Origin of the sequence: Mesorhizobium sp. M8A.F.Ca.ET.208.01.1.1 (genome assembly GCF_004791315.1) — a bacterium.
Lineage (GTDB): Bacteria > Pseudomonadota > Alphaproteobacteria > Rhizobiales > Rhizobiaceae > Mesorhizobium.
Window position 1 is genome coordinate 101,428 of sequence record NZ_SRUT01000009.1, and the last position, 13,806, is coordinate 115,233.

The 13,806-nt window shown below is 60.7% G+C and carries 9 protein-coding genes; 4 read left to right on the plus strand and 5 right to left on the minus strand.

Annotation, left to right across the window (positions count from 1 at the left end; all coding sequences use genetic code 11):
• Positions 1 to 125 precede the first annotated feature (125 nt).
• Together EN851_RS28575 and EN851_RS28580 are read left to right on the plus strand one after the other, a co-directional pair.
• Positions 126 to 647, plus strand: coding sequence for a GNAT family N-acetyltransferase (locus EN851_RS28575; RefSeq protein WP_127280037.1), 522 nt, complete (start codon positions 126 to 128; stop codon positions 645 to 647).
• Entirely contained in the window at positions 647 to 2,026 is a 1,380-nt protein-coding gene (locus EN851_RS28580; protein WP_135867319.1) for a hypothetical protein, read from the plus strand. Before EN851_RS28575 ends, EN851_RS28580 begins: the two co-directional genes overlap by 1 nt.
• Before the next feature lie 16 nt (positions 2,027 to 2,042).
• Here EN851_RS28580 and EN851_RS28585 read toward each other — a convergent pair whose 3' ends face one another.
• The gene (locus EN851_RS28585) at positions 2,043 to 3,812 is read right to left on the minus strand and encodes an adenylate/guanylate cyclase domain-containing protein (RefSeq protein ID WP_135930503.1); all 1,770 of its coding nucleotides are present in this window, start codon (positions 3,810 to 3,812) and stop codon (positions 2,043 to 2,045) included.
• Positions 3,813 to 4,052: 240 nt separating this feature from the next.
• Here EN851_RS28585 and EN851_RS28590 point away from each other — a divergent pair, with 240 nt between their 5' ends.
• On the plus strand, positions 4,053 to 7,337 hold the full coding sequence (locus EN851_RS28590) for an adenylate/guanylate cyclase domain-containing protein (RefSeq protein WP_135930504.1): 3,285 nt from the start codon (positions 4,053 to 4,055) through the stop codon (positions 7,335 to 7,337).
• A gap of 17 nt (positions 7,338 to 7,354) precedes the next feature.
• Positions 7,355 to 8,035: a peroxiredoxin-like family protein gene (locus EN851_RS28595; RefSeq protein ID WP_135930505.1), complete on the plus strand. Its 681-nt coding sequence runs from the start codon at positions 7,355 to 7,357 to the stop codon at positions 8,033 to 8,035.
• A 60-nt stretch (positions 8,036 to 8,095) separates the two neighbouring features.
• Here the strand turns inward: EN851_RS28595 and EN851_RS28600 are convergent, their stop codons facing one another.
• The 4 genes from EN851_RS28600 to EN851_RS28615 are packed head-to-tail and all read right to left on the minus strand — an operon-like array spanning position 8,096 to position 13,615.
• Complete coding sequence (locus tag EN851_RS28600; RefSeq protein ID WP_135882413.1) at positions 8,096 to 9,166, minus strand: adenylate/guanylate cyclase domain-containing protein; 1,071 nt, start codon at positions 9,164 to 9,166, stop codon at positions 8,096 to 8,098.
• Between the two features lie 3 nt (positions 9,167 to 9,169).
• Positions 9,170 to 9,664, minus strand: coding sequence for a Rab family GTPase (locus tag EN851_RS28605; protein ID WP_127279821.1), 495 nt, complete (start codon positions 9,662 to 9,664; stop codon positions 9,170 to 9,172).
• Between the two features lie 11 nt (positions 9,665 to 9,675).
• Positions 9,676 to 12,735 (minus strand): OmpA family protein, encoded by a 3,060-nt coding sequence (locus tag EN851_RS28610; RefSeq protein WP_135930506.1) that lies wholly within the window; start codon positions 12,733 to 12,735, stop codon positions 9,676 to 9,678.
• A gap of 7 nt (positions 12,736 to 12,742) precedes the next feature.
• Entirely contained in the window at positions 12,743 to 13,615 is an 873-nt protein-coding gene (locus tag EN851_RS28615; RefSeq protein WP_245520827.1) for a hypothetical protein, read from the minus strand.
• Between the last annotated feature and the right edge of the window lie 191 nt (positions 13,616 to 13,806).

A 13,806-nucleotide genomic window follows, 5' to 3' on the forward strand; every position in this document is an offset into this window, starting at 1 on the left:
GCCGATTGGGTTCGAGCACTTCACCGTTTCAAGGAAACGGCGAATTGCTCTATCCTTGGTTCTGACGCAATTCCGGGCGGAAAACCGCTCACACTTTTCCTGGAATTGCTGTAGCCGGGAACGCCATGACCAGCACGACCTCGCCATCCGAGAAAATCCGGCCGCAGCTTCGAGCCGTGCGGCCAAGCGATGCGGAGGCGCTTTGCGCTATCTTCAACATGCCGGGTTTCCGCTGGGGCACGCTCAGGATGCCATTCGAGATGGTGGAGCAGGTGGAGCGGCGCATCGCCAAGTGCGGCCAGGAAACCACCTGGATCGTTGCCGAGTTGGACGGCAGGATCGTCGGCCATGGCAACCTGGTTGTCCAGGGTTCGCCGCGCCGTTCGCATATAGGCGAGATCAATATCGGCCTTGACGATGCCTTTGTCGGCAAGGGCATCGGCTCTGCCATACTTGGCGCGCTGCTTGACGTTGCCGACAATTGGCGCGCGCTGAAGCGGGTCGAATTGACCGTCTATGCCGACAACGAGCCGGCCATCCGCCTCTACACCAGCCACGGCTTCGAGGTCGAAGGCCGGCATGTGAAGGCCGGCTTTACCGACGGGCAGTATCACGACCTTCTGAGCATGGCCCGGCTGCGGTTCTGATGACCGCCGTCTTCGCCCCAGCCCCTACGCCTCCGGTGGAAATTCTGGCTGTGCTGTCGCTGCTCTGCCCGGAAGTCGTGCGTGACATCGAGCAGAACTGGAATGCATCGGTTTCCGATTACGCCCGCCATCTGTGGCGGCCGGTAGCAAGGCCTGCATCCGGCCCGGCGATCGCTGCCCGCTCGATCCTGCGCGAAGTCCTGCATCAGCGCCTCGGTGCGATCATGCAGCCTGAGGAGATCGGCAATATCCTCGAAGAGTTCGAGCACAGACCGGTAATTCAGTCCGGCCTGCACTGCCTGCTTCTGATGGACCGGATCACCTTCGATGCCCTCCTGCTTGCCTGGTTCGGCGCGGTCGAAAACGGGCTGTCGGCCTTCTTCGGCTTCATGGGAACGACGATGACCATGGAGACAATTGGCCGGGAGGGGCCGGGCTGGCTCGATGTCGGCGACGACAAGGTCAACCTGTTTGGCATGGGGCGCCACAAACTGTGCCGCAAAAGCGTTTGCGCGGCCGGTCCCGTCACCCTCAACAGGCGCGCCCTCGAAGCGGTGTGCGACGAAACGGATGCCAGCCGCTGGCTGGGCACACTGCTCGCCAGCCACGACAAGGTGTTTGCAACCGCCGCCGATGCGCTGACAGAACTCAACGAGGATCTGGTCGCCGGTTGGGATCGTTCCGGCATGGCCCTGCCGGTTTTGATCGATGACCGGCTCGCCGCTGCTGCCATGGCGCGGCATCTAGACCATGACGGCGGCCTTCTTTCCAGGCTGCTCTTCGAGCCCGCAAGGCGCCGGCGTCTCGAGCATGCCTTGCAAGAGGCCGCATCGAGCCCATTTGGCAGATTCCTGCCCAATGCCACCGCCTATTTCTGGGGCATCCGCGAGGAGCGCGTGCGCAAGCTCGTCCTCGAGAACGGGCAGCTGATCGAGCCTGACAGGCCGCATGGTCTTTCCATCCCGTTCGAGCGGCCGCATCTCAAGCAGGCGCTGCTGGACGGTGCGCTGCTGCCGGACTTGTTCCTGACGTTCCTCGTCCTTGCCATATTGCCGCGCGTGCGGGTCGTGGGCGGCTTGAGACAGATTGGCTATGTAGCGCTTTTCCACTCGATCCTGCTGGCTGCGCTGGATGAAAACGCGCCGGAAGAGCGCGATCTGGCTGCGGAGCTGCAGGTTCGGGAAAATGCCTGGGGCACTCGGGTCATCGATGAAAAGATCTCGGTCCGCGAGCAGCTTGCCGGCCTCCCGGAAGGGGCGCCCTTCGCGGACTTGCTCCGGCAATACCGTTCGCGGACATTTGCCGAGACCACCGACGACCTGAAACTGGTGCGCGAAAACGCCCGATGGTGCAAGATCGGCCGGGCCTCCGGCCTCTGATCGGGCCGCTACCCGGTCATTGCACCAAACCGGCCTTGCGGAGCCCGTCGACCATGAGTTCGAAATCGGCAGGGTTCTTGTAAGGCAAGACTTTGCGACGGTATTCCAGCGAAAAGTCGGGATTGACGCGAAGCATGTCCTGCCATGCCGCGCGGGCCTCCTCCAAACGGCCCAGATGGCCGTAGCTGGCGGCCAGGAGCGCGCGAGAGACGTCGGTCACAGCGTTGCGAGCCAGCCGTTGCAGCAGGAGGTCAACGGCCTCGTTGTATCGTCCCAGTTGAAACAACGCCAAAGCCTGGAAGTGCAGAAGCACATCCGCAAAGTACGGGTTCAAGGACTTTCCCCGGGCGAAACTCTCGAGGGCCTCCTCGGATTTGCCTGAATAGTACAGCGTTTCGCCGCGGCAGACGTGCGCTTCGGCGAAGTTCGGATTGAGGACCAGTGCGCGCTCGACCTCGTCGATGGCCTCATCGTGCCGTCGTGTGTACAGCTTGGCTATCGCCAGCGCCCAGTGCGCCCAGGGATCGTTGTCATCCAGCGTTACCGCCCGCGTTGCGGCCTCTTCGGCTTGCGCCATCGATTCCGGCGGCGACGCTCCCCACCTGTTCAGGTAATCGACGCCGTGCGTGAGGGCGAGGAAAGCGTGGGCAGAGGCAAAGTTCGGGTCCAGTTCGGTGGCACGTTGCAAGAGATCGCGGGCTGCGACGTTCGTCTCCTTCGTCAGCCGGTGCCACAGCTCCCGGCCGCGCAGGAAATAGTCATACGCCTCGGTGTTGCGTGGGTGCTCCGGCGCCAGCCGTTGCCGGGCATCGTCTGTCAGGTTGAGCGCCAGCGCACCGACGATCTGCTGCGTCACGTCGTCCTGCACGGCGAATATGTCGGTCAGGTCGCGATCGAACCGCTCCGCCCAAAGATGGCCGCCTGAAATTGCATCGATGAGCTGCGCGGTGATCCGCACCCTGTTGCCCGACTTGCGTACGCTGCCTTCGAGCACATGCCGCACGCCGAGTTTCGCGCCCACCTCCTGCACATGGACGTTCTGGCCCTTGAAGGTGAACGACGAATTGCGTGCGATGACGAAGAGTTGCGACAGTTTTGACAGCGCCGTGATGATGTCTTCGGAGATGCCGTCGGCGAAGTAGTCCTGTTCGGCGTCACCGCTCATGTTGGCGAACGGCAGCACGGCGATCGACAGCTTCGGCGGCACGGCCGCAGCCGGTCGGCTCGTCGCGGTTTCCGGGGTCGCGGCCGCCTTGGCCCCCGCGCCGACTTGCAGCGAATAGACCCGGACCGGCTCGGCGATGTTCTTGAGCTGTGTGCTGCCGAGATCGCTGACCGAAAGGTCGAGCCTCGCCTTGACCTGGCGATAGGCATCCTCGGACAGGCAGATAGCGCCGGGCGCCGCGACACCCTCCAGACGCGAGGCGATGTTGACGCCGTCGCCCATCAGGTCGCCGTCGCTTTCTTCGACCACATCCCCCAGATGGATGCCGATCCTGAACTCGATGCGGCGGTCCTGCGGCACGCCGGCATTGCGCTCAACCATGCCGTTCTGGATCTCAACGGCGCAGCGCACGGCATCCACCACACTGCGGAACTCAACCAGCGCCCCGTCGCCGGTGCGCTTGATCACCCGCCCGTTGTGGACTGCGATGGTGGGATCGATCAGGTCGCTGCGCAGCGTCCGCAACCTCGCCAAGGTACGCTCTTCGTCCGCGCTCGCGAGCCGGCTGTATCCGACCACATCTGCAGCCAGGATTGCGGCCAGCTTGCGGTTCTCGCTCATGCGTCGGTCTCCTTATCTCCAAGATAGCAGGAAGACAGCGGGTAGAGGGAACTTTCGCAAACGACGGCCGCGCAACCGCCCGGCTCGGCAGCGCTCTGCCGCAGAAACCATCCGATCTCTCGATGGCTATTTGCGCTGCCGCTTGCCGGTTGAGAGCTATCGGTTCATCCTTGTGATTGCCCTGGCCGTGAAATGCGTGGCGAGATCATGCCGTCACGGCCCCTAGTGAGGTCTTGTTCCATGGACTGCTCAGGCTGCGGTTTCGAGATTGAGGGCGGTTACGCCTTCTGTCCGAAGTGTGGCCGGCGCCAGCCCGTGTCATGTGCCAGTTGCGGCTATGTCTGCGCACCTGATTTCGAGTTCTGTCCGAAATGCGGGGCAAGCGTCGGTGCGTCCGCAAAATCCGTCGAACGGCCTGCTCCGACACCAAGCCGGACCTTTGCGCCACCTTCTCGAACTGCGGCGCCGAACATCGAAAGCGAAGAAGGGCCGCATTCTGTCTCTGACGCCGATCGCCGGACGGTCACGGTCCTGTTCGCCGACCTCTGCGGCTTCACGACACTCAGCGAGCAGCTCGACCCCGAGGTCATGCAAACGCTGCAGAACGAACTGTTCAAGGAATTGACGGCGGCCGTGCGAAACTTTGGTGGTTTCGTCGACAAATTCATCGGCGATGCACTGCTCGCCTTGTTCGGTGCGCCGGTCGCGCATGAGGACGATCCGGAACGTGCGCTTCGCGCCGCTCTCGACATGATCGCCCGGACGGCGCGGCTGGGCGAAAGCACCCCCTACTCCGGCTCGCCTCTCCTACTCCACATCGGCATAAACACTGGTCCGGTCGTTACTGGAGGATTGGGCATCGGCGCCGCCAAATCCTATTCGGTGACCGGCGACACGGTGAATACGGCGCAACGCCTGCAATCGCTGGCCGCACCCGGTGAGGTGCTGGTGGGCGAGCTCACGCACAGGCTGACCCGACATGCCTTCTCTTACGAGTCGATGGGTGATGTCGTGCTTCGCGGCAAGGCTGGCAGTGTTCTCGTCCATCGACTCGATGCACCGCTTGCGGCGCCGCGTGCGGCGCGTGGGCTCGAGGCGCTCGGCCTCAGTGCGCCGATAATAGGCCGTGATGCGGAACTCAACAGAATGCTGGCGAGCCTCGACCAGGCGTGCGGCGGCTCGGCCCAACTTGTCCGCCTCGTCGGAGAAGCCGGTATCGGGAAATCGCGGCTGGTGAGGGAGTTCGTCACCCGGGTCGGCGACGACGATCGTTTTCGCAACGTCGCCGTGCGACAGGCCACGTGCTCACCGCTGGGCGAACAATCATTTGGCGCCCTGGGCGCAGTGGTGCGCAGCGCTGCCGGGATGATGCAAAACGACAATGGGGACGAAATGCGGGGGAAGCTCGCAGCCTTGCTGACCGATCTCGGCCTGCAGGGCGACGAGGCGAAGCGGCTGATGCCTTTGCTCTATCATGTGCTCGGCCTTGGCGACCCCGATGCCACCTTGCAGCATGTCGAGCCCGAGCAGTTGCGGCGGCAAATTCTCTACGCGGTCCGCACAATCATCGAACGGCGGCTTGCGTTGTCGCCGCTGCTGATCGTCGTCGAAGACCTGCACTGGGCCGACGCCGTATCGCTCGAGGCACTGCGTTTCGTGATGGACAGGCTGGAGCGCACGCGGTTGATGCTGCTGGTCACGCATCGTCCGGCGCCGGACAACGATCAGCTCGACTCAAGCCGGGTCAGTCACACAGCGCTCAGGCTTTCGCCGCTCAGCAGCCATGACGGACGTAGCATGGTGGCGGCACTTTTCGGCGATAGCTGGGTAAACTCCGCGGGCGGGCTTCTCGACCAGATCCTTGAGCGCGCCGGCGGCAACCCGCTTTTTATCGAGGAGATCGTTCGCGGCCTTATCGATCGCGGTGTATTGATGCGCGAAGGCCAGCGATGGCGGACGGTGGCGGGCGAAGTCGCAACCGGCATTCCCGCCACCATCCAGGCAATGTTGCTTGCTCGTGTCGACCGGCTGCCCCAGGAGGTGCGCCGGTTAGCCCAGGAAGCCGCGGTAATCGGCCCGCGCTTCGATGCCACGCTTCTGAAAACCGTGACGGCCGATCCCGGCCGGCTGGAGGCCGGCTGCGAACTGCTTTGCGATGCGGAGATCATCGAAGAAGTTGCCGGATCAGGCTCGGTCTCGTCGCAAAGCTACCGCTTTACGCAAACATTGCTGCAGGACGTGATCTACCAGAACCTGCTCCTGCAACGCCGGACCGACATCCACGGCCGTGTCGGTGTCGCCCTGGAGCAACTGTGCGGCGACAAGCCGGAACGGCTCGAGGATTTGGCCGTGCTCGGTCATCATTTCGCACAGAGCGCCGAGCGGGAGAAGGGCGCGCATTGCCTTCAGGCGGCGGGAGATCGCGCTCGCATGATATACGCCAATGACGACGCCCTTCGTTTCTACGACCGAGCCCTGACCGCGTTGGGCGCGACCGGGCAAACACCGCTCAAACTGGCAATTGCAGAGCGCATTGCCGATTTGAGCGGCCCGGCAGGCCGCCGCGAGATCGCGCACCGCCACTACGAGGCGGTGTTGCAGGCGTACCGCGGGTCAGCCGACCGCGTCGCGTCGGCGCGCGTTTTGCGCAAGATCGGTCGGCTGCTCTGGGACGTCGGCAAGCGGGACAAAGCGGAATCCCGCTATGCTGAAGCGGCGGCGTTCCTCGATGGAGCGGATGCCCCGATCGAGCAGGCGCATCTCTGGCAGGAACGCGGCCGACAGGCATTCCGGAGCGGAGATCACGCTCTCGCGGCAAGATGGGCGGACGCGGCGCTGGATTGCGTACGCAGTCTGACGACGGAACAGGTCTCCGATGATGCCACTCTCGTGACCGCCGAGGCCCTTAACACCAAGGCCGTTGCGCTGGCCCGCCTTGGGCGAAACCGTGAAGCCGTGGGTCAGGTTGAGCGCAGCATTGAATTGGCCGAAGCCGCCGGTCTGCTCGGCGCGGCCTGTCGCGGCTACACCAATCTCGGCGTGCTTTACACGACCATCGATCCGGCAAAGGCGATGGAGGTCTGTCGGCGCGGTCTGGAGGTGGCGCGCCATATTGGCGATCAGGGTTTTCAGGCGCGCCTCCTCACCAATCTGGCGGTCGCTTGTTGTACTTTCACGGATCGCTGTCCAACGGAGGGCATCCCTGCTGCCGAGAAGGCCATCGAGATCGACAGGGCGCTCGACCAGCGCGAGCACCTGCCTGTGCCGTTGATCGTGCTTGGGCAGATCCACCAGTGCAACGGCCGTCCGGAACTGGCGGTCGGCTTGTTCCACGAAGCACTGGACGTCGCCCGCGAAACGGGCGAACCCCAACTGCTGTTTCCGTGCTATGATGGTCTTGCAACGCTTAATCTCGACCTCGACAATCTGGCCGAGGCCGAACGCTACTTTTCCTTGGCGCAGGGTATATGCGCCCAGCACGGGCTCGACCCGGAAGCGCTTGTGGTGCTGCCTTTTCTCGACTAGCCGGGTGGGAGGTTGAAATGTCCGCGCCTAGTGACTTGGTACCGCTTCAACCGGGCGACCGCGCGCCGAACTTGGTACTCGACGCCATTACCCAGGAAGGCAAGATCGCGCTCGACGACTTTCGTGGACAAAGACCGGTTCTGGTCGGGCTGTTTCGAGGTCTGCATTGTGCGTTTTGCAGACGCCATATCGCCGCCCAGGCGCGGCTTGATCCGGAACTGCGCGAGAAGGGCGTGGGGAGCCTGACGGTGGTCAACACGCCGATCGAACGGGCGCGTCTCTATTTCCGCTACCACCCGATGCCGAATCTGCTTGCGGCCTCCGACCCTGAACGCGCTTCACATCGTGCTTTTGGACTGCCCAATCTCGGATTCACCCAAGACGAGACGAACTGGCCGTACAGGGTCTCGATGGCAGCGGCACAGGATATGCGGATCAACATGCCAGGCGAGTTTCCCGGCCCTATCAGTGCTATCGTGGCCGGGGAACTCCTCAACAAGAAGGACAATTACGAAGTCACCGAAGCCGACGAGCAGATGATGGCAACCGGACACGGACAACTGGTCGGTCAGTTCCTGCTGGACCGGCAGGGGATCGTCCGCTGGAGCTTCACGGAGGTTCCAGAGGGTGGGCGTTACATGTTTGGGGCGCCAAACCCGCAGGAGCTGATGTCAGCCGTGTCCCAAGTCGCCCAATAGACTGTCGGAATATGGGCTTGAGATGCGTGGGCTCCAGGGGTCGGCATTGCTAAGCGGCAATCAGGCCGGGAGCCGCCACATTCGCACGCGGCCTGCACCACGCAATTCCGTTTCCTCGAGTGGGTCGCAAGCAAAATTTGGCCCAAGCATTTGGCGAGTTGCATCCGAAATGCGGATTTCATCGGGCTCCGCGGACGTTTGAATACGCGAGGCGAGATTAACGGTCTCGCCCCACAGGTCATAGGCGAACCGCCTCTTGCCTATGACGCCCGCGACGATTGGGCCTGAGTGAATTCCGATTCTGAGTCTCAGCGGTTCTCCTGCGAAGCGTTCGCGCCTAACCGCCTTGCGCAGCTCGAGTGCATAGCGTGTGAGGGCCTTTGCATGGTCGGATCGCGCGGTGGGCAGGCCGGCGACCACCATCACACAATCGCCGATTGTCTTGATCTTTTCGCAGCCATATCGTTCCGAGAGCCGATCCGCGGCCTTGAAGAAGTAATTTAAAATAGCGAGCGTCGTCACGGCTCCGACGCTCCGCGCTCGTTCCGTAAAACCGACTATGTCGGCAAAAAGCACACTCACTTCCGCGTGGTTGTCAGCAATTTTTTTGTGCGCTTTCAACCGCTCCGCGATCGACGCCGGAAGAATGTTGAGGAGCAGGGCTTCGGCGCGCTGGTATTCACGCGCCAATCCCTCCTGGCTCTTCCTCAATGCCTCGTTCGTCGATTGTAATTTCTCGTTGAGTTGACGCTCCCTCTCTTGCAGGAGTGTCATTTCATAAGCCTTTTGTTGAAGCCGCTGCCTATTGTCGCGTTCGGCAGTGGCGTCAAGAAAGAGCAGCCACACGCAGGCATCGTCAGCAAAAAAATGGAGGTCGGCGACACACCCGCTGGGCAGTTCGACCATGGCAATGTGAAACGGAAGCTCCGGGCAAGGCAGCAATCCTTCCATGAATTCAAGCTGCTCGGCAACAGGCTCGCCGATGCGAAGCGATGAGAGCCCGTAATGCTCAACATTGCCGCCCTTCGCAGCGACGCAAAGCTGAGTGTCGATTTTCAGATATGCGACAGAATGCCCGTTGTAGAAGAAATTGAAAATCCAGTTTCCAACCTCTTTTGGCAATCCATGCATGATCTATTTGGTGACCATTAAAGCAAGTTGACGAAATGCATCATCAACATGTTCACCCGAAAGCGCACTTGTTAGATAGATTTGCCATCCACGTTGCCTCAGTTCGTCAATCTCACTATCCGATATTGCCCACCGATCGGCCAGATCGGATTTGTTGAACAGCAATACAAACGGCATGGCGCCGAATTCGGCCTCGACCCGTTCGCGCAGCGTGAGCGCCACGGCAAGAGTGGCGGCGCGCGTACCATCGACGACAAGCACAAGCCCGGTTGCACCTCGCACATAGCTGACACGGAATGAGCCGATATCGTCTTCACCGGCTAAATCCCACAAAATCAGATCCACGGTTTTGTCCGGGAGCACGACATTCTTCTTGTCGATCTTCACGCCCACCGTGGTCAGGTAGGTTTCTGAAAAGATGCTCTGCACATACCTGCGCACAAGACTCGTCTTCCCGACAGAGAACCCGCCCAGCATGCAGATTTTTTTTTGCAACATCTTGGGCTCCACTAGTCCAGGTTCACAGTAATCGAAACCCGGCGATTGGTAGAGCTCCCGGCCTGACTATTTTCAGGCACCAGCGGCTCAAAAGTGCCCGCGCCCCGAACCTGCAGCAGTTCCGGAGCGACGCCGCGCTTGTTGAGAAGCGCACGAACTGTCTCGGCGCGGGCGGCGCTGATCGATGCGTTGGCCGTCTCACGGCCCGTGGTGTCCGAATGGCCGGTCAACATGAACCGCGCTGTTACGCCTGACTTGCGGGCATTTTGGGCGAATTCCTTTATCTGATCCGCCAACCTGTCGAGAACCGGCAGCTGCTCCGGTCCCGGCACAACTTTGCCGGAAGAGAAGAAAATATCGGTCGTCTGGATGGCGTCTCTCAAAGAATTAAGTTCTGCAAGGTTCAGCTCACGCAGCTGCGAGACATCCAGAACCACTCCGTCCGCCGAAAGCTGTTCGGAGGCGGCTTGCGCCCGGCTGATCCAGCCGGCAGGAGCCTCACCCACGGCGACGATGCGACCCTGGATGATCGAAAGCTGAACCGATTTCGGCGGGGACAGCGACGCCGTCAGCCGCTTCACCACGAACTTCGGATCAAGGCTCTGATAGAATTGCCACTGTGAATGAACGCGGGCAGGATCAACCTGCGTTCCGGACAGCAGAGCTTGCGGGTCGGCGGCAAGCGGGTCTCTCAGGCCGGAAATGTAGAATTGTCCGCCGCTCGTCCGTTGTTGGGCGACGATGATTCCCGATTGGGCCTCAAGTCGCGCCACATAATACTGCCAATGCTCCGCCTCGCGCGCTTCGGGACTCACATCACGAACCTTGGAGATGTCGAATTCCGGTCCGCCTACCGAAAGCTGTCGGGCCGCTGCGCGCGCTCGATCTATCCAGGTGTCGGGAGCCTCACCCTCGGCAACGATGCGATTCTCGACGATCGAAAACCGAACCGATTTCGGCGGATAGAGCGACGCCGTCAGCCGCTTCAACACGAACTCCGGTTCAAGGCTCTGATAGAATTGCCACTGCGAATGAACCAGTGCGGGATCGACCTCGGTTCCCGACAACAGCGACTGCGGGTCGGCGCCAAGCGGGTCTCTCAGGCCGGAAATGTAGAATTGGCCGTCGCGTATCCTTTGTTCGGCAACGATGATGCCCGGCTGGGTGCCCAGTCGCGACACGTAGGCCTGCCAGTGCTCCGCCGCGCGTTCTTCGGGGTCACGGACCCTGGAAATATCGAATACCGGCCCGCCTGCTGAAAGCTGCCGGGCGGCGGCCTGCGCCCGGTCGATCCAGGCGCCGGGAGCCTCGCCCTCGGCAACGATGCGATTCTCGACGATCGAAAGCTGAACCGATTTCGGCGGATAGAGCGACGCCGTCAGCCGCTTCAACACGAACTCCGGCTCAAGGCTCTGATAGGATTGCCACTGCGAATGAACGCGGGCGGGATCGACCTGCGTTCCGGACAGCAGCGACTGTGGGTCGGCGGCAAGCGGGTCTCTCAGGCCGGAAACGTAGAATTGGCCGTCGCGTATATTTTGCTCGGCAACGATGATGCCCGGCTCGGCCGCCAAGCGCGACACATAGGCTTGCCAGCGCTCCGCCGCGCGTGCTTCGGGGCTCACATCACGAACCTTGGAGATGTCGAATTCCGGTCCGCCTGCCGAAAGCCGTCGAGCCGCTGCGCGCGCCTGGTCGATCCAGGTGCCAGTGGCCTCGCCCTCGGCAACGATGCGATCATTGACCACCGAAAGCCGCACCGACTCTGGCGGCACCAGCGACGCCGTCAGCCGCTTCAACACGAACTGAGGCTCGAGACTCTCATAGAACTGCCACTGCGCATGCACGCGCGCGGGATCGACCTCGGTTCCCGACAACAGCGCCTGCGGGTCGGCGGCAAGCGGATCGCGGAGGCCGGCAATATAGAATTGGCCACCGCTTATATTTTGCTCGGCAACGATGATGCCTGGCTCGGCCACCAAGCGCGACACATAGGCCTGCCAGCGCTGCCCGGTTTGCCAGGAAAGAAAGAACCAGGCACCCCCCAGAATCAAAATCAGCGCAACCAGAGCCACCACCAGCCACGGAAATCCCTGGTTTGTATCCTCCTGCTTCAGCTCAACGCAGGTCTGCAGCTGCGCCTCTACGCCGAACAGCTGCGAGGTGTCGCCGTCAAACTGCTCTAAAGCCTCCGAGCTTTGGTCATGGATGCGAAGCAATACGTCGCGAAATATTTCATGCAGTCCCTCCGGCGGATTTCCCCGGATCACCGCAACCAGCGTCGCAAGCGGTCCGACTTCCGACCAGAGACGAAGCTCGCCAAAGCGGATCGTGTCCAGGCCGCTCTGTTCTTTCTCGTTGAATGAATCCTTCACAAAATCTTGAATTGCGCTGAGCATCGAGGAAATGAGCTGAGGATCCTCGCTGGTTGCGTTATCGGCCGTAACATGCGCTATCAAGAGCCCGGAATTGCGGTTGATGAGAAAAACATGCTCTACGCGATAGACGAGAGAATGCTTCAGAACGACTTCCGAGAAGCTGGCACCGGTTCTCCAAGCTTCCACTCTCCACTTGAGACCATGCCAAGTGAATATATGTCGTAGAGTTTCATTTAGCGACTGAAAGGTCTGGTCGATCTTTTCTCCGATCGACTTGCGAATTGCCGGCAGAAACACCGGATACAATATATCCGTCAGAGTACGCGGGCTCTTCTGGATCGAGCGTTGCACGGCCCGCTCGACGGCCGGTGCGAGGGCCTCGCCGAGTTGCGCATGCGGCGCTTGGGCGGCCGCACTGGGAAGAACGCCGCCCACCGCCGACGCAAGCTGCGCCGGTTCGTCCAGCAGATCCGTGACGCGTGAGAGCTCCGAAATCTCGCGGCCGACCAGCAACTGGCGCAGCGCTTCCATGCGAGGGTCGGCGGTTGGAACCGACTCGAATTGCGCCCGATAGTCCGGATCGACGTTCCGGGCTATTTCGACCAAAAGCTTAGCGAGAGCCTCGCGATCAATCCCTGTATCGTTCGAAGCTGCTTTTTTTGGAAGGCTGATTGGGTCGACGGTTGACGTCAAGTTCCGATCAACTCACTTTCCAGCCACGCTCCGAGTTGGTCTTGCTGCCGACGGGATCCTGATTGAGACATTTTGCGACCTCGACAAACAGGCCGGCCAAAAGATTGCGGTCGGTCTTGACGTTGCTGAGATCGGAAAACACCTTCTCTATCAGCATCTGAACGCTTTCGATCCTTTGCTTGATTTCCTCACGCAGCAAATGATCGTTTCGATTGATCCGGTCTGCAACATCGCGCTCGAGCTCGCTGACTTGATCCGACAATGCGCGCACCTGCTTTTCAAGTGCCTGATTTTGCTCGCGAAGATTCCGGTCGATCTCCTTGTCGCCCTCGGCTCGCGCATCTTTTTCGTTCCGCAATTGCGTCGCGAGCGAATCGACCTGCTTCTTCGCATTTGATTCGTACATTTCAAGATTGCGCTTGGCCTCGGATTCAACATCCTTGAAGCGCTGCAAGACCCGTTCTTCAAGCTTGGAAAAGCGGCGATCGTAGTCCTGCATCTGGTTGCCGAACAGCAGATCCCGTATCTTGTCGACACCTACAGCGTCGCCCGGGGCTCCGCTCTCGCGAGCTTGGCCCGCCATGAAGCTCAGTCCATTTCCCTCTGCATTACCGATCAGATTTGCGTCCGCTTTATTTGCTGAAGACGCGGTACTCGAAGATTCCTTAGCCATCACTATGCCCCAATTGCCAGTGGAAAACCCGGAAACGGGGATTATGTCAGACAAATACCCGACCCACAAGCCGAAATCCTCTTTGGCTCGAGCCGATTCGCGCGCCTCTTGTTCGATCTCTGAACTAGCAACAGCTGCGCAATCTTCGATGATTTCGATCTTGTATTTCTTTGATAGCTGAAGCAGTCGGCAAATCCAATTGATCATTCACTGAAACGTACTATCGAAAGCACGTCTAAAATCTATATATACTTTGAATGGAATAAATTATGATTTTTCATTAGATTAATTGCAATCCGCTGATCTAGATGTGCAGATACTTTCTGGCATCGGCCCGCATACTGTAACCGTCACCTTCCAACGCGGACCCAACGCTAGAAGGAAGGTCTTCTCTAGGA